Origin of the sequence: Variovorax ginsengisoli (assembly GCF_030486595.1) — a bacterium.
In the GTDB taxonomy this organism is placed as follows: Bacteria; Pseudomonadota; Gammaproteobacteria; order Burkholderiales; family Burkholderiaceae_C; genus Variovorax; species Variovorax ginsengisoli_B.
Genome location: NZ_JAUJZH010000017.1, coordinates 31,795 through 54,673, shown reverse-complemented (window position 1 = coordinate 54,673; position 22,879 = coordinate 31,795). Strand labels below are relative to the sequence as shown.

At 69.4% G+C, this 22,879-nt stretch carries 24 protein-coding genes, 2 tRNA genes and 1 riboswitch; of the genes, 22 read left to right on the top strand and 4 right to left on the bottom strand.

Features of this window, described 5'->3' with window-relative positions; genetic code table 11:
• Positions 1-20: 20 nt before the first annotated feature.
• The 6 genes from cysD (at position 21) to QZH52_RS22190 (ending at position 5,939) form a co-directional block, all read left to right on the top strand.
• Positions 21-974 carry a sulfate adenylyltransferase subunit CysD gene (cysD, locus tag QZH52_RS22215; protein ID WP_301812749.1) on the top strand — a complete coding sequence of 318 codons (954 nt, stop codon included), beginning with the start codon at positions 21-23 and terminating at the stop codon, positions 972-974.
• Positions 974-2,311, top strand: a complete 1,338-nt coding sequence (locus tag QZH52_RS22210; protein WP_301812748.1) for a sulfate adenylyltransferase subunit 1 — start codon at positions 974-976, stop codon at positions 2,309-2,311. The genes cysD and QZH52_RS22210 overlap by 1 nt, the downstream gene beginning before the upstream one ends.
• A 43-nt stretch (positions 2,312-2,354) precedes the next feature.
• Positions 2,355-2,684, top strand: coding sequence for a ferredoxin FdxA (gene fdxA, locus QZH52_RS22205; protein WP_162574924.1), 330 nt, complete (start codon positions 2,355-2,357; stop codon positions 2,682-2,684).
• Entirely contained in the window at positions 2,642-3,706 is a 1,065-nt protein-coding gene (locus QZH52_RS22200) for an NAD(P)/FAD-dependent oxidoreductase (protein ID WP_301812747.1), read from the top strand. Before fdxA ends, QZH52_RS22200 begins: the two co-directional genes overlap by 43 nt.
• 77 nt (positions 3,707-3,783) lie before the next feature.
• Positions 3,784-4,368 (top strand): phosphatase PAP2 family protein, encoded by a 585-nt coding sequence (locus QZH52_RS22195; RefSeq protein ID WP_301812746.1) that lies wholly within the window; start codon positions 3,784-3,786, stop codon positions 4,366-4,368.
• A 52-nt stretch (positions 4,369-4,420) separates the two neighbouring features.
• A riboswitch (TPP riboswitch) is annotated at positions 4,421-4,530 on the top strand.
• Positions 4,531-4,601: 71 nt separating this feature from the next.
• Positions 4,602-5,939: a purine-cytosine permease family protein gene (locus QZH52_RS22190; protein ID WP_301812745.1), complete on the top strand. Its 1,338-nt coding sequence runs from the start codon at positions 4,602-4,604 to the stop codon at positions 5,937-5,939.
• Here the strand turns inward: QZH52_RS22190 and thiD are convergent.
• On the bottom strand, positions 5,884-6,729 hold the full coding sequence (gene thiD, locus QZH52_RS22185; RefSeq protein WP_301812744.1) for a bifunctional hydroxymethylpyrimidine kinase/phosphomethylpyrimidine kinase: 846 nt from the start codon (positions 6,727-6,729) through the stop codon (positions 5,884-5,886). The two genes, QZH52_RS22190 and thiD, sit on opposite strands and share 56 nt — an antisense overlap.
• A 47-nt stretch (positions 6,730-6,776) precedes the next feature.
• On the opposite strand from thiD, the gene QZH52_RS22180 reads away from it, so the two are divergent.
• From QZH52_RS22180 to QZH52_RS22155, 6 genes are all read left to right on the top strand, one after another.
• Complete coding sequence (locus QZH52_RS22180; protein WP_301812743.1) at positions 6,777-7,877, top strand: FAD-dependent oxidoreductase; 1,101 nt, start codon at positions 6,777-6,779, stop codon at positions 7,875-7,877.
• On the top strand, positions 7,874-8,071 hold the full coding sequence (thiS, locus tag QZH52_RS22175; RefSeq protein ID WP_286531996.1) for a sulfur carrier protein ThiS: 198 nt from the start codon (positions 7,874-7,876) through the stop codon (positions 8,069-8,071). The genes QZH52_RS22180 and thiS overlap by 4 nt, the downstream gene beginning before the upstream one ends.
• 9 nt (positions 8,072-8,080) lie before the next feature.
• Positions 8,081-8,899 carry a thiazole synthase gene (locus QZH52_RS22170; RefSeq protein ID WP_301812742.1) on the top strand — a complete coding sequence of 273 codons (819 nt, stop codon included), beginning with the start codon at positions 8,081-8,083 and terminating at the stop codon, positions 8,897-8,899.
• Complete coding sequence (locus QZH52_RS22165; protein ID WP_301812741.1) at positions 8,896-9,816, top strand: thiamine phosphate synthase; 921 nt, start codon at positions 8,896-8,898, stop codon at positions 9,814-9,816. The genes QZH52_RS22170 and QZH52_RS22165 overlap by 4 nt, the downstream gene beginning before the upstream one ends.
• Positions 9,817-9,894: 78 nt before the next feature.
• Positions 9,895-9,970 (top strand) — tRNA-Asn (locus QZH52_RS22160).
• A gap of 208 nt (positions 9,971-10,178) precedes the next feature.
• Positions 10,179-10,254: transfer RNA gene (locus QZH52_RS22155), tRNA-Asn, on the top strand.
• 69 nt (positions 10,255-10,323) lie between these two features.
• Here QZH52_RS22155 and QZH52_RS22150 read toward each other — a convergent pair.
• Complete coding sequence (locus tag QZH52_RS22150; RefSeq protein ID WP_301812740.1) at positions 10,324-10,518, bottom strand: hypothetical protein; 195 nt, start codon at positions 10,516-10,518, stop codon at positions 10,324-10,326.
• A 186-nt stretch (positions 10,519-10,704) separates the two neighbouring features.
• Between QZH52_RS22150 and QZH52_RS22145 the strand changes: the two genes are divergently transcribed.
• Positions 10,705-11,274, top strand: a complete 570-nt coding sequence (locus QZH52_RS22145) for a thermonuclease family protein (RefSeq protein ID WP_301812739.1) — start codon at positions 10,705-10,707, stop codon at positions 11,272-11,274.
• 14 nt (positions 11,275-11,288) lie between these two features.
• On the opposite strand, the gene QZH52_RS22140 is transcribed toward QZH52_RS22145, so the two are convergent.
• Entirely contained in the window at positions 11,289-11,864 is a 576-nt protein-coding gene (locus QZH52_RS22140; protein ID WP_301812738.1) for a DedA family protein, read from the bottom strand.
• Between the two features lie 239 nt (positions 11,865-12,103).
• Here QZH52_RS22140 and QZH52_RS22135 point away from each other — a divergent pair, with 239 nt between their 5' ends.
• From QZH52_RS22135 to QZH52_RS22125, 3 genes are all read left to right on the top strand, one after another.
• Complete coding sequence (locus QZH52_RS22135; protein ID WP_301812737.1) at positions 12,104-12,277, top strand: hypothetical protein; 174 nt, start codon at positions 12,104-12,106, stop codon at positions 12,275-12,277.
• A 96-nt stretch (positions 12,278-12,373) separates the two neighbouring features.
• The gene (locus QZH52_RS22130; RefSeq protein ID WP_301812736.1) at positions 12,374-12,712 is read left to right on the top strand and encodes a hypothetical protein; all 339 of its coding nucleotides are present in this window, start codon (positions 12,374-12,376) and stop codon (positions 12,710-12,712) included.
• 37 nt (positions 12,713-12,749) lie between these two features.
• Positions 12,750-13,352 carry a DUF2939 domain-containing protein gene (locus QZH52_RS22125; RefSeq protein WP_301812735.1) on the top strand — a complete coding sequence of 201 codons (603 nt, stop codon included), beginning with the start codon at positions 12,750-12,752 and terminating at the stop codon, positions 13,350-13,352.
• Positions 13,353-13,369: 17 nt separating this feature from the next.
• Here the strand turns inward: QZH52_RS22125 and QZH52_RS22120 are convergent, their stop codons facing one another.
• The gene (locus QZH52_RS22120; protein WP_301812734.1) at positions 13,370-15,502 is read right to left on the bottom strand and encodes an ATP-binding protein; all 2,133 of its coding nucleotides are present in this window, start codon (positions 15,500-15,502) and stop codon (positions 13,370-13,372) included.
• Between the two features lie 242 nt (positions 15,503-15,744).
• Between QZH52_RS22120 and QZH52_RS22115 the strand changes: the two genes are divergently transcribed.
• From QZH52_RS22115 to bcsB, 6 genes are all read left to right on the top strand, one after another.
• A complete protein-coding gene (locus tag QZH52_RS22115; protein ID WP_301812733.1) occupies positions 15,745-16,692 on the top strand; it encodes a diguanylate cyclase domain-containing protein in 948 nt (315 codons plus the stop codon).
• 83 nt (positions 16,693-16,775) lie between these two features.
• Entirely contained in the window at positions 16,776-17,249 is a 474-nt protein-coding gene (gene bcsD, locus QZH52_RS22110; RefSeq protein WP_301812732.1) for a cellulose biosynthesis protein BcsD, read from the top strand.
• Entirely contained in the window at positions 17,246-17,638 is a 393-nt protein-coding gene (locus QZH52_RS22105) for a hypothetical protein (RefSeq protein ID WP_301812731.1), read from the top strand. Before bcsD ends, QZH52_RS22105 begins: the two co-directional genes overlap by 4 nt.
• Entirely contained in the window at positions 17,620-18,432 is an 813-nt protein-coding gene (gene bcsQ / locus QZH52_RS22100) for a cellulose biosynthesis protein BcsQ (protein WP_301812730.1), read from the top strand. Before QZH52_RS22105 ends, bcsQ begins: the two co-directional genes overlap by 19 nt.
• Entirely contained in the window at positions 18,429-20,585 is a 2,157-nt protein-coding gene (bcsA, locus tag QZH52_RS22095; protein WP_286532008.1) for a UDP-forming cellulose synthase catalytic subunit, read from the top strand. Before bcsQ ends, bcsA begins: the two co-directional genes overlap by 4 nt.
• A complete protein-coding gene (gene bcsB / locus QZH52_RS22090) occupies positions 20,582-22,855 on the top strand; it encodes a cellulose biosynthesis cyclic di-GMP-binding regulatory protein BcsB (RefSeq protein ID WP_301812729.1) in 2,274 nt (757 codons plus the stop codon). The genes bcsA and bcsB overlap by 4 nt, the downstream gene beginning before the upstream one ends.
• Positions 22,856-22,879 lie beyond the last annotated feature (24 nt).

Below are 22,879 nucleotides of genomic sequence, written 5' to 3'. Positions count from 1 at the left end.
CGCATTCAAGATCGCACCCGATGAACGCCCGAACCGAACCCGACCTGCTGCTGTCGACCGCACAGACGCTGGCCCACCTGTCCAACACCCAGCTCGACGCCCTGGAAGAAGAAACCATCTTCATCCTGCGCGAGGTCGCAGCCTCCTTCGAGCGGCCGACCCTGCTGTTCTCGGGCGGCAAGGATTCGCTGGTGCTGCTGAAGTGCGCCGAGAAGGCCTTCGGCGCCGGCCGCATCCCGTATCCGCTGCTGATGATCGACACCGGCCACAACTTCCCTGAAGTGACAGCCTTCCGCGATCAACGCGCCAAGGAACTCGGTGCCGAGCTGATCGTGCGCAACGTCGAGGATTCGATGAGGCGCGGCACAGTGCGCCTCGCCCACCCGGGCGAATCGCGCAACGTGCACCAGTCGGTGACCCTGCTCGAGGCGATCGAGGAATTCCGCTTCGACGCGCTGATCGGCGGCGCCCGCCGCGACGAGGAGAAGGCGCGCGCCAAGGAACGCATCTTTTCGCACCGCGACAGCTTTGGCCAATGGCAGCCCAAGGACCAGCGGCCCGAGCTGTGGACGCTGTTCAACACGCGGCTCGCACCGGGCGAGCATTTCCGCGTCTTCCCGATCTCGAACTGGACCGAACTCGACGTCTGGCAGTACATCGAACGCGAGCACATCGCCCTGCCCTCGATCTACTACACCCACAAGCGCGAAGTCGTCGAGCGCCGCGGCCTGCTGGTGCCCGTCACCGAGCTCACGCCGCCGCGCGATGGCGAGCAGGTCGAAGTGCGCGACGTGCGCTTCCGCACCGTCGGCGACATCACCTGCACCTGCCCGGTCGACAGCCTGGCGGCCGATGCCGGCGACGTGGTGGTCGAGACGCTGGCGGCTGACGTCAGCGAACGCGGCGCCACGCGGATGGACGACAAGACCTCCGAAGCCTCGATGGAAAAGCGCAAGAAAGACGGTTACTTCTGATGACGATCGCGACCCCCTCCCCGGCGTCCACCGCCCTTCACGCCGAGACCGGCGCCGCCTTGCGCTTCATCACCTGCGGCAGCGTCGACGACGGCAAAAGCACCCTCATCGGCCGCCTGCTGGTCGACAGCAAGACCGTGCTGCAGGACCAGCTGGCCGGCGTGCAGCGCGGCGGCGAGACCGACCTGGCGCTGCTGACCGACGGCTTGTCGGCCGAGCGCGAGCAGGGCATCACGATCGACGTCGCCTACCGCTACTTTTCGACCGCGCACCGCAAGTTCGTGATCGGCGACGCGCCGGGCCATGAGCAGTACACGCGCAACATGGTCACGGCCGCATCGAGCGCCGACGCCGCCGTGGTGCTGGTCGACGCGACCAAGCTGGCCTGGGCCGCCGAGGTCGGCGACGGCGAAGTGGTCCGGCGCGAACTGCTGCCGCAGACCCGCCGCCACACCCTGCTGTGCCATCTGCTGCGCGTGCAGTCGATCGTGTTCGCGGTCAACAAGCTCGATGCCATCGACGATGCCGAGCTGGCTTTCGAACGCATTTCGGAGGCGCTCGCGAACTTCGCCGAAGCGGCTGGCGTGCAGGTCGCCGCCACGGTGCCGATCTCCGCGCTCAAGGGCTGGAACGTGGCGTCGCGCCACCCCGACTGGGCCGGCTACAAGGGCCCGAGCCTGCTCGAACTGCTCGAGCAGCTGCCTGTCACCGCACAGGACGAGTCCGTGCCCTTCGCGTTCCCGGTGCAATGGGTCGAGAAGTTCTCGGCCTCGGCCGACACCTCGCGCGGCCGCCGCGTGTTCTGGGGACGGGTCGCCAGCGGCCACATCGAGCCCGGCCAGCGCATCAGCGTGCTGCCGAGCAACCAGCACGCCACCGTGGCCCAGGTGCTGAGCCACACGCGCGAGCCCAAGGCCGTGCATGCGGGCCACAGCGCCGGCATCGTGCTCGACCGCGAACTCGACGTCTCGCGCGGCGACTGGCTGCTGGCCCCCGACGCCTTCGAGCCGGTGCGCGAGATCACCGCCACGGTGGCCTGGCTCGACGACGAGCCGCTGGTGGCCGGCCGGGTCTACTGGGCGCTGCAGGGCCACCGCTGGGTCAAGGCCAAGGTGGCGCGCATCATCGACCGCGTGAACATCACGACGCTGGACGCCGAGCCGACCGACAAGCTCGAAGCCAACGCCATCGGCGACGTGGTGCTGTCGCTGCAGCAGCCGCTGGCCGTGCTGCCCTTCACCCAGTCGCGCACCCTGGGCTCGCTGATCCTGGTCGATACCGCCTCGCACCGCACCTCCGCCGCGGTGCTGGTGCGGCCTGCCGCCACAAAGGCCTAAAATTCGGGGTTTCCCCGATCATTCCCTTCCGCTTGCCAAGAAAATGACCCACGTCGTCTCCGAATCCTGCATCCGCTGCAAATACACCGATTGCGTCGACGTCTGTCCGGTCGACTGCTTCCGTGAAGGGCCGAACATGCTGGTCATCGATCCCGACGAGTGCATCGACTGCGCGGTCTGCATCCCCGAGTGCCCGGTGAACGCCATCTACGCCGAAGAAGACCTGCCGGCCAACCAGCTGGCCTTCATCAAGCTCAACGCCGAACTGGCGCTGGCCGACGGCTGGAAGAGCATCACCAAGCGCAAGCCCGCGCTGCCCGATGCCGACGAGTGGAAAGACAAGACCGACAAGATCGGGGAGTTGGTGCGCTGAGTACGCCGGCTGCGCCCATCGAAACCGATGCACTGATCATCGGCGCGGGCCCGGTCGGGCTGTTCCAGGCCTTCCAGCTTGGCCTGCTCGAGATTTCCTGCCACATCGTCGACGCCCTGCCGCGCGCGGGCGGCCAGTGCGTGGCGCTGTACGGCGACAAGCCGATCTACGACATCCCGGGCACGCCGGTCACGACCGGGCGCGGCCTGGCCGATTCCCTGCTGCAGCAGATCGCGCCGTTCAAGCCGCGCATCCACTTCGACGAGCAGGTCGCGACGCTGGCCCGCCAGGACGACGGCCGCCTGCTGCTCGGGACCTCGCGCGGCAACGCCTTCCTTTGCAAGACGGTCTTCATCGCCGCCGGCGTCGGCGCCTTCGTCCCGCGGCGCATCGCGGTCGAAGGCATCGCCAGCCTCGAAGGCACGCGGCTTTTCTACCACCCCGACGCCCTCGAACGCTTTGCGCGCCAGTCGGTGATCGTCCACGGCGGCGACGATGCCGCGCTAGAGACCGCGCTGGCGCTGCTGCCGCTGGCCAAGGCGGTCACGCTGCTGCATCGCCGCGACGTCTTCCAGGCCGAGGAGGCCACGGTCGCGGCACTGCGCGAGCGCATCGCCGCCGGCGCCCTTCGGCTCCAGGTCGGGCAGCCGGTCGGTTTCGACCCGGCCCATCTTCAAGTCGCCACGCCCGACGCGCAGACCGTCGCGCTGCCCTTCGACACCCTGATCGGCTGCCTGGGCATCTCGCCGCGACTCGGACCGATCGCCGACTGGGGACTGGCGCTCGAGCGCAAGCAGTTGCCGGTCGACACCGAGAAATTCCAGACCCAGGAGCGCGGGGTCTTCGCCGTTGGCGACATCAACACCTACCCCGGCAAGAAGAAGCTGATCGTCTGCGGCTTCCACGAGGCCACGCTGGCGGCCTGGGGCGCGGCGGCGATCGTGTTTCCCGACAAGTCGATTCCGCTGCAGTACACCACCACCAGCACGCGGCTGCACACGCTGCTCGGCGTCGCCCACTGAGAACCGATCGATGCCTGAATCGCACGTGAACACCGCGTTCATGGTGGGGACACCCGCTGGCCTTAGGATCGCCTGACATGCAGGACGTCAACATCTCTCTTTTCCAATGGCTCGGCGCGGGCCATTCGCCCGACGCGCAGTTCCTCTGGCTGGCGACGCTGTTGGCCGAGGGAACCTCCTGGCTCTGCCTGGCGCTGCTGGCCGTGGCCGCCTGGCGGCAGCCCGCACAACGCGGCTACCTGATGGCGACCCTGGCCGCCGCCGGCGCCGCCTCGCTGGCCGCGCACGCGCTGGCCCAGGCTCTCAACCTCCCCAGGCCCTTCGTCGCCGGCCTGAGCCCGAACTACATCGCCCACGGGGCCAGGGGGTCGCTGCCGAGCGCGCATGCGAGCGTGATGTTCACGCTGGCGCTGGTGCTCTGTCTGCGCCCGGCCTTGCGAACGCTCGGCCTCGCGGTGTTCGCAATCGCACTGGTCACCGGCTGGGCGCGCATCTACGTTGGCGCCCATTTCCCCTTCGACATCGCCGCCGGGCTCGCGCTGGCGATCGTGATCACGGGGGTGTTCTGGGTGCTGGCCATCGGTGTGCGCCGCATCGTCGTGCCGCTGATCGCCCGCGACGACGCGCGCTCGGCGAAGCCCACGGGCACTCCCGCCGCCTGAGCGGGCCCGCCGGTCCCGGCCGGCTCTACAATCGACCTGCTTCGCCTGACGGAAGCAACGCTAGGGGTGCCGGCCCGCAACACGCTGTTGCAGGCTGGCTGAGAGAGTCCCTTTGAACCTGACTGAGGTAATCCTCGCGCAGGGAAGCTGGTCCGGCGGCCGCCACGTTTTCTCGCGCGGCGGTCGGGTCGCCGGCCTCGCCCACCTGCCACACACTTGCATGGAGCAAATGGATGGCAAATACAACCCATGAACAGGCCTCGGCCACGGCCAACGAGGCGCTGACGCCGCTTGGCGAATCGCACCGCGTCTTCCAGTGGCGCGACCACATGGCGCTCTGGTTCAGCCTCGGCGTCGGCCTGCTGGTGATGCAGATCGGCGCCTACCTGGTGCCCGCGGTCGGCACCCGCGACGCGATGCTGGCGATCGTGCTGGGCTCCTGCATAGGCGCCGGCCTGCTGGCCTGGACGGCCCGTGTCGGCTGCGAAAGCGGCCTGGCCAGCGCCGGCCTCATGAACGCCACCTACGGCAGCGCCTTCGCGCGGCTGCCGGTGGTGCTCAACATCGTGCAGCTCATCGGCTGGACCACCTTCGAGCTCGTGATCATGCGCGAAGGCACCCAGGCCATCGGCGCGCAGGCATTCGGCTGGTCGCTCGGCGGCCCGCTGGGCACCATCCTGACGACGCTGCTGTGGGGCGCCGTGCTGCTGGCCTTGCTGGCCGGCTCGATGGTCAAGCTTGTACGCCGCTTCGTGAGCCGCTTCGGCCTGCCGCTGGTGGTGCTCTCGCTGGCCTGGCTGACCTGGCAGTTCGCGGCCCGGCTCCACGCCAAGGGACTGGAGGCTTTCTGGACCCGCCCCGGCGACGGCTCGATGGGCATGTTCGGCGCGCTCGATCTGGTGATCGCCATGCCGGTCTCGTGGTTGCCGCTGGTGGCCGACTACGCCCGCCACGGCAAGCGCAGCACGGGCGGCCTGGGCGGAGCCTTCAGCGGCACCTGGATCGGCTATGTGCTGGCCAACGTCTGGTGCTACGCGCTCGGCGTGATGGTCGTGAGCGTCGCCGAGCCCGGCACCGACCTGGTCGCCGCCCTGCTGCTGGCGCAAGGCGGCCTGGTCGCACTCGGCCTGATCCTGATCGACGAGCTCGACAACGCCTATGGCGATGTCTACTCGGGCTCGGTGTCGGCCCACAGCCTGCAGCCGCGCTGGAGCGTGCGGCGCTGGGGGCTGCTGCTGGCCGCGGTCTGCATCGGCTTCGCGCTGGTGCTGCCGATGCACACCCTCGAACCCTTCCTGCTGCTGCTGAGTTCGGTGTTCGTGCCGCTCTACGGCGTGATCCTCGGCCGGCTCGGCACCGGCAACGCGCCGGTGCCGCTGGCGAGCCGCCGCGTCGACCTGGCCGCGGCCGCCATCTGGATCGGCGGCATCGCGATCTACCACGCCTGCGCCGCCTGGGCGCCGCAGTGGGGCTCGGCGCTGCCGACCCTGGCCCTGACCTTCGTGCTGGCCCTGGTCACGCGCCCGGCGCAGGCAGGCGGACGCTCGGCACTGGCGCAAAGCCGTGGTTGAGGGGACCGTGACCGGCGCCGACCTGCATGTCCGCGCCCGCCGCCATGGCGGCGACCACATAGCCGCGGGCGCGTTCCACCGCCTCGGGCAGCGCATGGCCGAGCGCCAGGTGGGCGGCGATCGCCGACGACAGCGTGCAGCCCGTGCCATGCAGGTTGCGGCTCGCGATACGAGCGGAAGACAGCCGCAGCCGCTCGCCGTCGGCCTCAGCCAGCACGTCGACCACGTCGTCGCCCGGCAGGTGACCGCCCTTGAGCAGCACCGCCCTGGCACCCAGCGCGAGCAGTTCGGTGGCGGCGTCGTCGAGCGCATCGACGCCGTCGATCGCATGGCCGATCAGCAGCGCCGCCTCGTCGAGGTTGGGCGTGACGACCACCGCGCGCGGGAACAGTTCACGCACCAGCACGTTCACCGTCTCGGCGGCGATCAGACGATCGCCGCTGGTGGCGACCATGACCGGATCGAGCACCACGTTGGGCAGCTTGTAGTGGTCGATGGCCCAGGCCACCACCTCGACGATCTCGGGCGCATGCAGCATGCCGAGCTTCACCGCATCGACGCCGATGTCCTCGACCACCGCCTGGATCTGCGCCTTCAGGAAGGCCGGCGGCACGCCGTGGATGCCCGACACGCCGAGAGTGTTCTGCGCCGTCAGCGCGGTGATCGCGGTCATCCCGTAGCAGCCGAGGGCCGCAAAGGTCTTCAGGTCGGCCTGGATGCCGGCGCCGCCGCCGCTGTCGGAGCCGGCGATCGAGAGCACGCGTGCGTAGCGGGAAAATGCAGAGGTCATGTTGAAAATTATCGGCCACGCACGCCGTGGCCCACGCTGAATCCGCGATGAGCCCGTTGCAAGAATTCCCTTTCCGCTCCGCGGCCGTGCTCGGCGCCGGGCTCATGGGCCGCCTGCTGGCACTGGCACTGGCCCGGGCCGGCTGCGAGATCGACCTGTACGAAGCCGGTGGCCCGCAGGCCGAGGGCGCCGCCGCACGGGTCGCTGCCGCGATGCTCGCGCCGCTGGCCGAATCGGCCGTGGCGCCGCCGTCGGTCGTGCGCATGGGACACCACGCGCTCGACCGCTGGCCGACGCTGATCGCAGCGCTCGCGGCCCCGGTGTTCTTCCAGCGCGAAGGCACGCTGGTGCTGTGGCACCGCCAGGACGCCGCCGAGGCCGCGCGGCTGCGCCGTGTGCTGGAGCGCACCGGCGAACGGGTGCCGGAGCTGCCCGCGATGCGCACGCTCGACGCCGCCGGCATCGAGGCCATCGAACCCGCGCTGGGGCGGCGCTTCGCGCAGGCGCTGCTGCTGCCCGACGAAGGCCAGCTCGACAACCGCGCCTTGCTCGACGCGCTGCTGGCCACGCTGCAGGCGCAGCCGAAGGCCCGGCTGCACTGGCACGCGCCGCGCACGCCCGACGACTTCAGTCCCGGCGCCGCCGGCCAGCCCGAACGCGTGATCGACTGCCGCGGCCTCGGCGCCAAGCCGCAGTGGAGCGCGCTGCGCGGCGTGCGCGGCGAAGTGATCCGGGTCCATGCGCCCGAAGTCACGCTGCGGCGGCCGATGCGGCTGGTGCACCCGCGCTACCCGATCTACATTGCCCCCAAGCCCGATCACCTGTTCGTCATCGGTGCCACCGAAATCGAATCGGACGACATGTCGCCGGCCAGCGTGCGCTCCACGCTCGAGCTGCTGAGCGCGGCCTACGCGGTGCACAGCGGCTTCGCGGAAGCGCGCATCGTCGAGATCGCGACCCAGTGCCGCCCGACCCTGCCCGACAATCTGCCGGCCGTGCGAGAGCTGCGCCCGCACGTGATGCAGGTCAACGGCCTCTATCGCCACGGCTTCATGATCGCGCCGGCGATCCTCGACGTGGCGCTCGAACTGCTGGCCACCGGCCAGTCGGCGCTGGCCGGCCGCTTCGGCCTCGCAACCCATCCATGAACCTGCTGATCAACGACCAACCCCACCAGCTGCCGGCCGGCGCGACGCTGTCGGACGCGCTTGCGCTCATCGAGGCCAAACCGCCGTTCGCCGTCGCCGTCAACCGCCAGTTCGTGCCACGCTCGAACTATGGCGCGCACCTGCTGCAGGCCGACGACCGCATCGAAGTGATCCGCCCCGTGACGGGCGGCTGAGGACACCCCATGACACCGATTCCCGCCAACGATCCGCTCGTGCTCTACGGCCAGAGCTTCGACAGCCGGCTGCTGCTCGGCACCGCGCGCTACCCCTCGCCCGACGTGCTCGAGGCGGCCGTCCGGCGCGCGCGGCCCGCCATGCTCACCGCCTCGCTGCGCCGCCAGACCGCGACGCTGGGCGGCGCCGGCGGCGACAACGGCTTCTGGGATCTGCTGCGCAGCCTCGGCGTGCCGGTGCTGCCCAACACGGCCGGCTGCCACAGCGTGCAGGAGGCGATCGCCACGGCGCAGATGGCGCGCGAGCTCTTCGACACGCCCTGGATCAAGCTCGAACTGATCGGCGACGACTACACGCTGCAGCCCGACACGCTGAACCTGGTCGACGCCGCCGCGCAGTTGATCCGCGACGGCTTCCAGGTGCTGCCCTACTGCACCGAGGACCTCGTGTTGTGCCAGCGGCTGGTTGATGTCGGCTGCCAGGCCGTGATGCCCTGGGCGGCGCCGATCGGCACCGGGCGCGGGCCTGTCAACCCCTACGCCTTGCAGGTGCTGCGCGAGCGGCTGTCAGTGCCGCTGCTGGTCGACGCCGGGCTGGGCTTGCCCTCGCATGCCTGCCAAGTGATGGAATGGGGCTACGACGGCGTCCTGCTGAACACCGCGGTGGCGCTGGCGCAGGACCCGGTCGCGATGGCCGGCGCCTTCGCAGATGCGGTGCAGGCCGGGCGCTCGGCCCACCATGCCGGCGCGATGGCGGCGCAGGATTCGGCCCAGCCGAGCACGCCGGTGCTGGGCACACCCTTCTGGCATCACGCCGCTTCCCAATGACCGCCATGACCGACGCCTCCAACATCACGCGGGCCATCGTGGCGGCCCACGCCGCGCGCTTTGGCACGACGAGCCACGCCGCGGATTCGTTCACCTCCGACGACCCGATCTACCGCGGCGCGAAGCAGGCCTGCGGCACCCTGGGCTTCATCGACATCGACGCCGAATGCCTGGCGCGCGCATGGCGGGCACAGAGCGAGCGCAACGGGCGCTTCGACGCCGAGGCCTGGCCCGACACCCCGGCCGATTTCGGCCTGCGATCCTTTCCGCCGACGCGCCGCAACGACGCGTTTCCGCCCTGCCCCGAGAAGCTGGGCCTGTATGCGGTGCTGCCCGATGCCCAATGGGTCGGCCGCATGGCGCGCGCGGGCGTGCCGACGGTGCAGCTGCGCTTCAAGTCGGACGATGTCGGCGCCATCGAGCACGAGGTGCAGGCGGCTGTCGAGGCGGTGCGCGGCACGGGCGCCCTGCTCTTCATCAACGACCACTGGAAGAACGCCATCGCCGCGCGGGCCTACGGCCTGCATCTGGGCCAGGAAGACCTCGACGCGCTGGCTCCCGCAGAATTGCGGACGATCCGCGACTCCGGCATTCGCCTCGGCGTCAGCACCCACGGCTACGCGGAAATGCTTCGCGCCGACCTCGCAAGCCCGAGCTATATCGCGATGGGCGCGGTCTACCCGACCACGCTCAAGCGGATGGCGACCGCGCCCCAAGGCGTGGCGCGCCTGGCTGCGTATGCGCGGCTCATGCGAGGTTACCCGCAGGTCGGCATCGGCGGCGTCGATGAAGAGCGCATGCCCGAGGTGCTGGCCACGGGCGTCGGCTCGGTGGCCGTGGTGCGTGCGCTGGTGGCCGACCCGCAGCCCGAGGAGGCGGCACGGCGGCTGATGGCGATCTGCAATCGCTCCGCCTGAGGCATCGCTGCGCAGCGGCGCAGGAATCTCGGGCTTGTTCCGAAGTGGGCGAAAACCACGCTATAATTTAAGGCTTGTTCCTCGATAGCTCAGTCGGTAGAGCGCCGGACTGTTAATCCGTAGGTCCCTGGTTCGAGCCCAGGTCGAGGAGCCAGAATCAAGCCGCAGTGAACCTGTTTTTCGGCGGCAAAGCAAGAAGAGCTTCGGCTCTGCATTCGGCCTCTACACGAGCGTCGAGTGTCTCTGCAGAACGCGCCCATGTCGGCGCGTTTTTTTTTGCTTCGGCGACCTCAATTTTGTAGCGCGTCGTGTGGGTGCGCGGGGATTCGGCCCGTTCACTCGATATATAATTTGAGGCTTGTTCCTCGATAGCTCAGTTGGTAGAGCGCCGGACTGTTAATCCGTAGGTCCCTGGTTCGAGCCCAGGTCGAGGAGCCAAAAATGTGCCGCAAGGCCACTGGATGCCCCGCTACTCAAAAGGTAGCGGGGCATTTTCCTTTGGGGGCTTCATTGATGCTTCGCAGCAGCAGACCTCTCGGCATTCGCCCCTTCGCAGGTTTGCAGCTCGCGCGAGATCTTCCTGAGGACTTCGCCAGCCCCCGGTTCGCGGCGACGCAGGGATTCGATCGCCGCCTCGTATGCCAGAGAAAGAGCCTGCCAATCGTTGAATGCCGAGCCCATTCCGGGTGTGTCGGTTGCCATAGGGTTACTTGCACGTTGTGCCTGAAGCAACTTGCTTCGCGACGTGTGCACAGCCTACGTCTCCGTGACGAGATGATGCGCGCGCGGGCCGCCAGCGCCAACGTCCCGAGGCCTGCTTTACCGCAAGGCAATGCGCCGTCGATGAGCCTTAGTATGGTGAGTCTGCAACAGCAATGAAGGGGCACGATGAAGATCCAGGAATTCGGCACTCGCGTTCCTCGTGGGCCGACGCGCCGCCTCGTCTTCGCGCTCTTGTTCACCCTTCCCTTCGCCCTCCACGCCGCGCCGCGCGACTGCCTGGTGGTCGGCGTCACCGATGGCGACACGCTGACGGCGCGCTGTCCGGGGACAGACGGCTACGAACGGCTGAAGATCCGCCTCGATGCCATCGACGCGCCCGAGAAGCGCCAGGCTTTCGGCGCCCGCGCGAAGCAAGCGCTGTCGCGACTGGTCTTCGCAAAGGAGGTCGAACTCGATTGCCCGAAGACCGACCGCTATGGCCGTGCAGTGTGCAGCGTCAGGGTCGCGCCGGCATCGGGGCCGCCGGGTCCGAAGACACTGGACGCCGGACTGGCGATGCTCACGCTCGGAATGGCCTGGTGGTACCGCGCCTATGCCCACGAGCAGACGCCCCAGGCCCGCGGCCAGCATGAATTCGCCGAAGCCGAAGCGCGGGCGAAGAAGATCGGGCTCTGGCGGGACGCCAACCCGGTGCCGCCCTGGGAATGGCGCAGGACGGAGCACGACACGCACTGACCCGCTGCGCTTCATCATTCCGGATCCTTCGATTTCGATCTCGCCCGCAGCCTGGCGTGAATGAGCGCGAACAAGGCCGCGCCAGCGACGATCAGGGCCAGGGCCACTTCCTCGAAGCGCGCGACATCGCCCAGCAACGCCTCGACGGCATGGCCGAACAGGTAGCCCAGGCCACCCACCAGCGGCGCCCAGATGGCTGCGACGACCACGTTGAAAACGCTGAAGCGCCGAGGCGACAGGCCGACGGCGCCCATGGCGATCGGCCCGACGATGCGCAGGCCGTACATGAAGCGGATGCCGACGATCAGCAATGCGTCGTGGCGCTTCAGCAATGCGATGACCCGCCGCGCCCGCTCATGGAAACCGGGTATCCGGCCCAGCAGCGCCGTGCCCCATGCGCGCCCCGCCCAATGGAAGATCTGGTCGCCCAGGGCTCCGCCGATGAAGGCGATCGCGAGGACCAGCGGCAACGACAAGTGACCCTGGTGGCCCGCGAATCCGGCCAGCAGCAGGATCGTCTCGCCCTCGAGAAGACAGCCCGCAAAGACAGCCAGGTAGCCATAGTCGGCGAGCAGTCGGGTGACGGACACGCGTGCCTTCTCAAGAACGAAAGAGGCCGCGGATTTTGGTCAGTCCCTGGCCGTTGGGAGGCCAACAGTCAGGTTCCGCACCGCACAATTCCGTCATGCCTTCTCCGTTCATCGAACTCTCGCCACAGCCATTGGCAGCCCCGCGCTTGCGATCTGCCCGCCTCGTTCGTCCGAGCATGGCTCGACTTTCTGACGGAACCGGACGCTGGCGTCCAGGCGTATCGAGCTATCGCGTCTTCGTGACGATCGTCTTCGCGATCGTCGTCCTCGCGGTCGGCTGGGCCGATCAGCATATGTCCACCGCCACAGTCGTCGTCGTCGGACCGGCGGCGGTCACCTTCTGGGTCCTGACATTGCTTGGCTCGCTCGGAATCGGGCCGGCCGCTGTCATCCGCGACGCCATGCGCCGCTGAACCTCAGAAGCTCCGGCTCGCCTGTCGGACAACGCGCAGCCGAGCCGGCGACTCGGGCCTACGCGGCCGCCGGCTCATCGGCTTCAGGATCCAGGCATGCGCACATCCATCGTTGCAGTGCTGGGCTTGGCCGCGTGCTGTGCCGCCGCCCTCGCTCAGACCCCGAAACTGCCCTTGAAGAGCGACGACAACGGGACTGTCTACGTCGAGCCCAACGTGTCCCCGACCGAGACGTCGATGGAATCGAAGGGCGCCACGGTCGGCGCCCAACGCCCTGACGGCAGCAGCAAGTACATCGGCGTCGACACCACCGGCTCCCGGCCGACCTATTCGCTCGGCGGCAGCACGGCAGGCGACCTGTCCTATTCCGCTGGCGTCTTCTCCGACGGCAATGAGAAAAAGGGCGTGAAGGCCGGCGTGACCCTCAAGTACTAAAGCGCGGCGAGCGCGTCCCGATTGGCAGAATCGGGGGATGAAGAAACCACAACGCCTGGCTGCGGCCGCCTTGGTCATGCTGCTCCTGCTGGCCGGCGCCGGCTACTGGTACCTGTCGCCCTTTCTGGCCGTGCGCCAGCTCCAGGCGGCTGCGCAGCGCGGCGACGCCGAAGCCCTCAATGCCCACATCGACTATCCCCGGCTGCGCGAAAGCCTCAAGGCACAGCTGACGGCCCTGCTGGCGCAGAAGCTCGGGGCGCCGAAGGACGGCGGCAACCCGCTGAGCGCGCTCGGCAACGTCATCGGCGCGAGCCTGGTCAATCCGCTGGTGGACACGATGGTGCGGCCGGAAACGGTGATGGCCGCCATGCAGAACGGCCGGCTCGGCCGCAGCGCGTCCGAGCCGGCGCCGCCGCCCCCCGGCAGCGCCCCGGCGGACAGCGCCGCGCCGGAGCCGACGAAGGCCCGCTGGATCATCGAGCGCCAGGGCGCCAGCCGGGTCACGGCCTACGCCGTCGACCCCGCCCGCCCCGACGACGAGCCCAACAGCGAGCGCCTCGGCCTGGTCTTGGAACGCAGCGGCTTCGCAGACTGGAAGCTGACCGACCTCCGGCTGCCGGCCTCGGCCTTCAACAAATAGCCGTCGCGCTCAAACGCTCAACCGTCGACCACTTCCTCGAGCGCCGCGTCGACCCGCTCCACCTCGCGCTCCAGCAGTTCGGCCGCGGCGCGCACGGTGTCCCAGTCGCCCTGGCGCCACGCGTTCTCGACGTTCTTGGCCTGCCGTGCCGCCTGGTGCGCGCCGATGCTGGCCAGCGCCCCCTTGAGCGCGTGCACCTGCTCCTGGCCGGCGGTGGCGTTGCCGTCCCTGAGCGCCGCGGCGATCGCCTCGCGCCGCACCGCCATGTCGCTGCGCATCGCGACCGCGATCTCGCGCACCACCACCAGGTCGCCGCCGAGCGTGCGCACCAGTTGCCGCATGTCGACCGGCGGCGCCATCGCGGCCTCGGGCTTGAAGAGGTCCTCGATGCCCAACTGCCCGGGGTCCCACTCGTCCCCCGGTTCGCGGCGCGCCGCGCGGGCCTCCTGGATCGCCTGGGCCAGCAGCGCCGGCGACACCGGTTTCGATACATAGGAATCCATGCCGGCGGCCAGGCAGCGTTCGCGGTCGCCGGCCATCGCATGCGCGGTCAGCGCCACGACAGGCGTGTGCCCGCGCCGCGGCTCGGCGGCTTCCACGGCGCGGATCTGCGCCACGGCGTCGAGGCCGCTCAGCACCGGCATCTGGACATCCATCAGCACCAGGTCGAAGCGGCGCTCCCGCCAGCAGCGCACCGCCTCCTCGCCGTTGCGCGCCACGTGGAAGGTGCAGCCCATCTGCGTCAGCAGCTTGCGCATCAGCAGTTCGTTGACCGCATGGTCTTCGGCCACCAGCACGTGCAGGCCCTGCAGGCTCATGGCCTCGAGCGGGGCCGGTTCGGTCAGCACGCTCATCTCGTCGGCCGCCTGCTCGAACACCGCCGTGAAGCGGAAGGTGCTGCCCTCGCCCGGCCGGCTCAGCAGGTTCAGCGAACCGCCCATCATCGACACCAGCCGCGCGCAGATGGCCAGGCCGAGCCCGGTGCCGCCATAGCGCCGCGTGATCGATGCATCGGCCTGCGTGAAGGCTTCGAAGATGTGCGCCTGCTTGTCTTGCGCGACCCCGATGCCGGTGTCGCGCACCGTGAACAGCAGGCGCAGCTGGTCGCGCCGCAGCTCGCTCTGGTTGGGCGCCAGCCGCGCGGTCACCGAGATGCGGCCGAAGTCGGTGAACTTCACCGCGTTCGACACCAGGTTGGAGATCACTTGGCGCAGCCGCCCCGGGTCCCCCGCCACCTTCCACGGCACGTCCTCGGCGATCTCGAGCTCGACCTTCAGGCCTTTCTTGGCCGCCGCCGGCCGGTGCAGCGCCACCGCCTCGCGCACCCAGCGGCCGACGTCGAAGCGCACCTGCTCGAACACCAGCTTGCCGGCCTCGATCTTCGACAGGTCGAGCACGTCGTTGAGCAGTGCCAGCAGCGAGGTGGCGGAGTTGTCGATCAGTTCCAGGTGCTGGCGCTGTTCATCGTTCAGCGGCGACTGGTGCAGCAGCCGGGTCAGCCCCATCACGGCATTGAGCGGCGTGCGAACCTCGTGGCTCATGTTGGCGAGAAACTCGCTCTTGGCCCGGTTGCTGGCCTCGGCCTGGGCCCGGGCCTGCTCGATCTCGGCATGCATCGTGCGCCGCGCCGTGATGTCGGTGTTGAAGCCGGTCAGGCGCAAGGGGGCGCCCGCGGCATCGCGCTCGGTGACCATGCCGACGCTCTCGATCCAGATCCAGCCGTTGGCGGTCGAGACCCGGTGCTCGGCGATGTAGCGGTCGGCCTTGCCGCTGAGCGCATCCTTGAGGGCCTGGCGGACCAGCGGCAGGTCGTCCGGGTGGACCCGGGCCTCCAGGGCGCTCAACTCCCAGCGGCGGTCCTCGACCTCTTCGCCGATCATCCGGTCCCAGCGGCGTCCGAGCAGCACCCGGCCGCCCGCCAGGTCCCACTCCCACTGCGCCACCCGGGCCGCCTCGGCCACCATCAGGTGGCGCTTGGCGGCCACCAGCACCTTGTGCGAGGCGTCGAGCTCCTGGTCCTGCTCGCGCACGCGGGCCGCGAGCTTGTCGCGCTCGGCCGTGAGCGCCACCACGCGCCGGACCAGCTCGAGCTGGCGCTGCTGCGAGGCTTCGAGGCGCGCCAGCGCTTCCTGCGCGTCGGGCTGTGTCATCTCGTCTGCTGCCATCCACGGGGCCTTTGTCGGGACATGGGGGCGAGCCCTGATAATGGACGCGGGCCGCCTTGCGGGCGACCCCGCGTCTTGCTGAAACTGTTCCAGGTCTCCATGGCACATCCGACGATCACCATCCAGCCCACCGGCGCCCGGCTCGCCGTGGCGTTCATCGTCCGATGAGTATGCCCGGGAATACGCGCGCCGAAGATCCGGACGATGGCGCGCAGGATACGGTCACCGTGCTTCTGGTCGACGACCAGCCGGTGATCGCGATGATGGTGCGCAAGATGCTCGCGGTCGACCCCGCGATCGAGGTCCAGGTCTGCACCCACGCCACCGAGGCCGTGGCCCGGGCGCGCGAGGTGCGCCCCACCGTGATCCTCCAGGACCTGGTCATGCCCGAGGCCAACGGCCTCGACCTGGTGCTGGCCTACCGCTCGATGCCCGAGACCCGCGACATTCCGATCATCGTGCTGTCCTCCAACGACGAGCCGGAGATGAAGCGATCGGCCTTCGCCATCGGCGCCAACGACTACGTCGTCAAGCTGCCGGAGCCGATCGAACTGATCGCCCGGATTCGCTACCACTCGCGCGCCTACATGGCCCTGGTCGAGCGCGACAACGCCTACCGGGCCCTGCGCCTGAGCCAGCAGAAGCTGCTGCTCAGCAACCTCGAGCTGCAGCGGCTGACCAACTCCGACGGTCTCACGGGACTGCCGAACCGGCGCTCGTTCAACGACCACCTGGCACGCGCGTGGGCCACTTCGCAAAGCCAGGGTTCGCCGCTGTCGCTGTTAATGATCGACGTCGACTATTTCAAGAACTACAACGACCGCTTCGGCCACCTGGCGGGCGACGACGCGCTGAAGTGCGTGGCCGAGGCGATCCGCAAGGCCCAGCCGGACCCGGCCTGCCTGCCCGCTCGCTTCGGTGGCGAGGAATTCGCCATGGTGCTGCCGGGCGTCACGGCCGCGCAGGCCGGCGCCATCGCCGAGACGCTGCGGCGGGAGGTCGAGCGCACGACCCTGCCCCACAAGGCGCCGGAGCCCACCTCGGTCACTGTCAGCATCGGCAGCGCCACCATGGTCGCGCCGCCCGACGCTTCGCCGGACCTGCTCATCGCGGCCGCCGACGCCCGCCTGTACCAAGCCAAGTGCGGTGGACGCAACCGCGTCGTCGGCCACTGAACCCTGAATCGCATCCACACGACAGCCGGGCACCGCTTTGTTGTCAATCCGCTGCAGCGCCGTGACAATCGAAGCCGCTGCCCATGACAGATAAAGACGCCCTTCTCAGCTACTACGAACGCCGTACATGCTCCGCCCAATGGATGGAATTCAACCGGGCGTTCGCCGCCGAACTGAGCGCCGGCCTGCCGCCTGAAGACATCCGCCAGCTGTTCCGCCGGATCGGCGAGCGCATCGCGCTGGCGCTCCCGGTCGAGCGCTGCGACACCGTCGAGCAGCTGCGCAACGGTTTCAACGCCCGCTGGGAGGCGATCGACTGGGGCTTCGCCACACTGCAAGAACAGGCCGACCACCTGCGCATCGTGCACGCCTGCAGCCCGCTGGCGATGGCCTTCGGGCCCGACACCGATGACTGGGCGAGCGGCTTCTTCGAGGGCGCCTACCAGACCTGGTTCGCGGCGCAGGGCACACCCCCGGAGCTGCGGGTGCAGGCCGAAGCCGCGCCAACGGACGGATCGCCGCAGGTCATGCTGCGGCTGGGCAGGTTCCAGCGATGAGCAAGGACGATCGTGAAGCCGAGGACGTGGCCGGGCTGTTCCGCAAGTTCGGCGGCGACGCCAAGGGCTACAAGGAATTCGAGCCGGCACCCGAGGTCGGCCAGCCCCAGGGCGCGTGGACGTTGATCCCGGGGTCGCCGGCAGCACAGGCAGCGGCCATCGCGGCGCCGGCCCTCCCTGCCGCCGCCCCGGAGCCTGCGGCCGCGGCAGCAGCACCGGCACCCGCACCGGTGTCGACGCCATGGGCCCCGGCGCCCAGCGCCGTAGCAGCATCGCCGACCGGCACGCCGCGCGAGCTCGACCTCCTTTTCGCCCGGCTGGCCGGCCAGTCCCAACCTGCCCCCGAAGGCGGCCACGGGCTCATGTCCCGATGGCGCAAGCCCTCCTGACGATGCCCGTGGTCGCGGTCATCGGTGCCAAGGGCGGCGTCGGCAAGACGACGGTGGCGGCCAACCTCGGCACCTCACTGGCGGACGCGGGCCGATCCGTCCTCGCCATCGACCTCGATCCCCAGAACGCACTGCGCTTCCACCTGGCCCTCGATCGCACGGCCTGCGAGTGCGGCCTGGCCGGCGTGCTGGCCGGGCGCGCGAACTGGGCCCAGGCGATGCAGTCGGGCCGTGGCGGCGTGGTGCTGCTGCCTTTCGGCGCGATCGACGACGAACACCAGATCGACCTCGAACGCCAGCTGGCCGACCATCCGGGCTGGCTCGCCGACACGCTGGCGCGCTTCCGGCTTCCGCCCGAAACCGTGGTGCTGCTCGATACGCCGCCGGGGCCGTCGGTCTACCTGCAGCAGGCGCTGCGCGTCGCCCAGCTCGGCGTGGTGACCGTGCTGCCCGACGCCGGTTCCTTCGCCACGCTGCCGCTGGTCGACCGCATGGTCGACAAGTACTGCCGCGGCCGCCCCGACTTCATCGCCAGCGTCTGCCTCGTCAACCAGGTCGATGCCGGCAAGCGCCTCAATCGCGACGTGCTGCAGGCGCTTCGCCACGAACTCGGCGACCGGCTGCTCGGCGTGGTCCACCAGGACCAGGCCGTGTGCGAGGCGCTGGCCAGCGCCACCGACGTGCGCCGCTACGCACCCTTCAGCCAGGCCGCGGACGACTTCGTCCAGTGCGCGCGCCAGGTCCTCCGACGTCTCGCGCCGCCGGCGCACCCCGCAGAGATCCGCCGACCATGACCACCCCCGCCGCGCCGCCTCCCCCGAGCCATCGGCTGCCCCGCATCGTCGCCTGGGCCATCACGCTGGTCGTGCTGCCGATGATCGTCATCACGCCTCTGACCTTGCACCAGCAGCTCACGCTGTCGGTCGCGATCTTCATCGCCGCGCTGGTGCTGAACCGCTTCCCGGGCCGGATCCCGACGCTCGTGATGATCTTCCTGTCGGTCATCGTCTCGTCGCGCTACATGTACTGGCGCATCACCGAGACCATGTACATGGACAACCTGCTCGACCTGGTGCTGGGCAGCGGGCTCCTGATGGCCGAGATCTATGCCTTCGTGGTGCTGTTGCTGGGCTACATCCAGACCGCCTGGCCGCTGGAGCGCAAGCCGCATCCGCTGCCGGACGACCCGCGCGACTGGCCGACGGTCGACGTCTTCATCCCGACCTACAACGAGCCGCTGTCGGTGGTCCGGCCGACCGTGCTGGCGGCCCAGTCGATCGACTGGCCACCGGACAAGATCAACATCTACGTGCTCGACGACGGCCGGCGCGAGGAGTTCCGGGTGTTCTGCGAGGGCGTCGGCGTGCACCACGTCACGCGCGACAACAACCGCCATGCCAAGGCCGGCAACATCAACGCGGCGCTCAAGAACACCAGCGGCGAATTCATCGCCATCTTCGACTGCGACCACACGCCGACGCGCTCCTTCCTGCAGATCGCCATGGGCTGGTTCGGCCGCGATCCGAAGCTCGGCATGGTGCAGACGCCGCACTATTTCTTCTCGGCCGATCCGTTCGAGAAGAACCTCGACACCTTCGGCACCGTGCCGAACGAGGGCGAGCTGTTCTACGGCCTGATCCAGGACGGCAACGACCTCTGGAACGCGACCTTCTTCTGCGGTTCCTGCGCGGTGCTGCGCCGCACGATCTGCGAGGAGGTCGGCGGCATCGCGGTCGAGACCGTGACCGAAGACGCCCACACGGCGCTCAAGATCCATCGCCGGGGCTACAACACGGCCTACCTGGCGCTGCCGCAGGCGGCCGGCCTGGCGACCGAGAGCCTGTCCGGCCATGTCGGCCAGCGCATCCGGTGGGCCCGCGGCATGACGCAGATCTTCCGGGTCGACAACCCGCTCTTCGGGCGCGGCCTGAGCTGGGCCCAGCGCCTTTGCTACATCAACGCGATGCTGCACTTCCTGTACGGGCTGCCGCGCATCATCTACCTCACGGCACCGCTGGCCTACCTGCTGTTCGGCGCCAGCGTGATCCACGCCTCGGCGCCGATGATCTTCGCCTATGCGCTGCCGCACCTGTTCCACGCCAACCTGACCAACAGCCGCATCCAGGGGCGCTTCCGCTACCTGTTCTGGAACGAGGTCTACGAGGCGGTGCTGGCCTGGTACATCTTCCGCCCGACGCTGGTGGCGCTGATCAACCCCAAGCTCGGCAGCTTCAACGTGACGGCCAAGGGCGGCCTGATCCAGGAGCAGTACTTCGACACCGAGATCGCCAAGGCCAGCCTGTTCCTGCTGGCGCTCAACTTCCTCGGCGTGGCGGCCGGCCTCTGGCGCCTGACCTGGGTCGACGCCGACAACATCGCGACCGTCTGGCTCAACCTGGCCTGGACCGCCTACAACCTGATGATCCTGGGCGCCTGCGTGGCGGCGGCCAACGAGTCGCGCCAGGTGCGCGGCGCCCACCGCGTGACGCTCAACGTGCCGGCCACGCTGCATTTCGCGGACGGCCATTCGATGCGCTGCAACACCTTCGATTTCTCCAGCGGCGGGCTGGGCCTCGAGCTGCCGACGGAAATCGCGCTCGCGCAGGAGGCGCCGCTGGAGGTGGCGCTCTACCGCGGCGAGACCGAATACCGCTTTCCGGCGACGGTGCGCTTCAACCGCGGCAAGCGCCTGGGCCTGCAGTTCACCGCGCTCGACTTCGCGCAGGAGCGCGCGCTGGTCCAGTGCACCACCGCCCGCGCCGACATCTGGGCCGCGCGCTGGGGCAACCACCCGCGGGTGCCCGCCCACCGCGTGATCGGCCACATCGCGCGCATCAGCCTGGTCGGCTTCCGCGACATGTTCGGCCACTACGCGCGCGCCGCCGGCCGCAAATTGCGCCCGGCCCCGGCCGCGCCACGCCCCGCCAACGCAAAGGAACCTACGTGACATCGGCGCTTCATCGGAAACAGGCCGGCGCGATCGCCCTGGCCTTGCTGGCCTGGGCCGGCGGGTCGGCGCTGGCGCAGGGCAAGCCCGCGGCCACCGCGCCCGCAGCGCCCGGCCAGCCCGCCATCACGCAACCGGCACCCCCTGCGGGCACGACACGCGAACTGACGCTGACCCAGCTCGGCGTCGACTACGCGATCAACCTGCGCGGCATCAGCGGCACGGTCGGCATCCCGTTCAGCGTCCGGGCCGACGAGCTGGTCACCAGCGCGGCGCTCAAGCTCAACTATGCCTATTCGCCGGCGCTGATCCCGGAGCTGTCCCACATCAAGGTCAGCGTCAACGACGTGCTGGTGACCACGCTGCCGGTGGTCCGCGGCGAAGCCGGCAAGCCCCAGAGCGCCGAGATCCCGATCGACCGGCGGCTGATCACCGACTTCAACCGCATCAACATCGAACTGGTCGGCCACTACACGCGCGAGTGCGAAGATCCGGTGCACAGCAGCCTGTGGGCCACGGTGGACGCCTCCAGCACGCTGCGCCTCAATGTCGTGCCGCTCAAGGTGGCGGCCGACCTCGGCACCCTGCCGCAGCCCTTCTTCGACCGCCGCGACGTCCGCCGCGCCAGCATCCCCTTCGTGTTCGGCAATGCCGCCGGCACGCCGACCCTCGAAGCCGCAGGCATCGTCTCGTCCTGGTTCGGCGGTCTCGCCGGCTACCGCGGCACGGTGTTCCCGGTCAGCAACGGCGAACTCCCGGCCGCCCATGCCGTCGTGTTCGCGACGCCCGAGACCACCATCGACGGCCTTAGCCTGCCGCCGATCCAGGGCCCGACCCTCAGCGTGGTCGACCACCCGCGCGACGCCACGCACAAGCTGCTGCTGGTGCTGGGCCGCAATCCCGCCGAACTGCGCACCGCGGCCGCGGCGCTCGCGGTCAACAGCCGGGTCTTCACCGGCGGCACGGCGACGGTCAGCAACTTCCAGGAACCGCCGGCGCGCCGGCCCTACGACTCGCCGCGCTGGCTTGCCAACGACCGGCCGGTGAGGCTCGGCGAACTCGCGCCAGTGGCCGACTTCTCGGTCGCGGGCTATGCGCCCGACGTGGTCAAGGTCAACCTGCAGCCGGCGCCCGACCTGTTCACCTGGCGCAGCCGCGGCTACCCGCTCGACCTGCGCTTCAACTACACGCCGCGCGTGCGGGCCGACCAGTCGACCCTCAACCTGAGCCTGAACGAGAGCTTCGTCGCCTCGCTGCCGCTGCGGGCGGCCAACCCGGCCGGCGAACACTGGTGGAACCAGTTCCTGCTGCCGCTGCTGACCGACGGCACCGTGTCGCAGAGCAAGAGCCTCAGCCTGTCGCCGCTGCTGGTGGGCTCGCGCAGCCAGCTTCGCATGCACTACTACTTCGAGCCGCAGGCAAGCGACTGCAAGCCGCTGCTCGACAACGTGCGCGGCAACATCGACCCGGCCTCGACCATCGACGTCTCGCGGCTGCCGCACTACATCGCCATGCCCGAACTCGCGGCCTACGCCAACAGCGGCTTTCCGTTCTCTCGCCTGGCCGACCTGGCGGACACCGTCGTCGTGCTGCCCGACCAGCCCGAGACCAGCGACGTCGAGACCTACCTGGCCTTGCTCGGCCACCTGGGCAACGCCACCGGTTATCCGGCGCTCAGGCTCACGCTCGGGCGGGCGGCCAATGTCTCGCAGTGGGCCCAGAAGGACCTGCTGGTCCTCGGCAGCCTGCAGAGCCAGCCGCTCTTCACCCAATGGGCCGACCGGATGCCGCTCAAGCGGACCCCGGAAGCCAAGCAGTTCCACCTGGGCAGCTGGATCGACGACACGCTCGACCTGATCACCGGCACCCGCCAGCGCGAGGACCTTCCCGCCACGACCCGGATGACCGTGGCCGAGGACGGCACCGATGCCGTGCTGGCCGGCTTCGAGTCGCCGTTGCAGAAGGAGCGCAGCGTGGTGGCGGTGGTCGCCACCGCGGCCTCGCAGCCGGCGCTGCTGAACGCACTGATGAGCCCGAGCCTGGTGCGCGACATCCAGGGCAGCACCGCCTTCGTGCGCGGCACCCAGGTCAGCAGCCTGCTGGCCGGGGGCACCTACTACGTCGGCCGGCTGCCGCCGGTGATGTGGCTGCAGTGGACCCTGTCGCGCAGCCCGCTGCTGCTGGCGGCGGCGGTGGTGGCGCTGGCCTTCATCGGCGCCGTGGCGGCCTATCTCAGTCTTCAATTGCGCGCCCGCCGTCGGCTGCGCTGACACGGCCTCGAAAGCCCCCTGGCC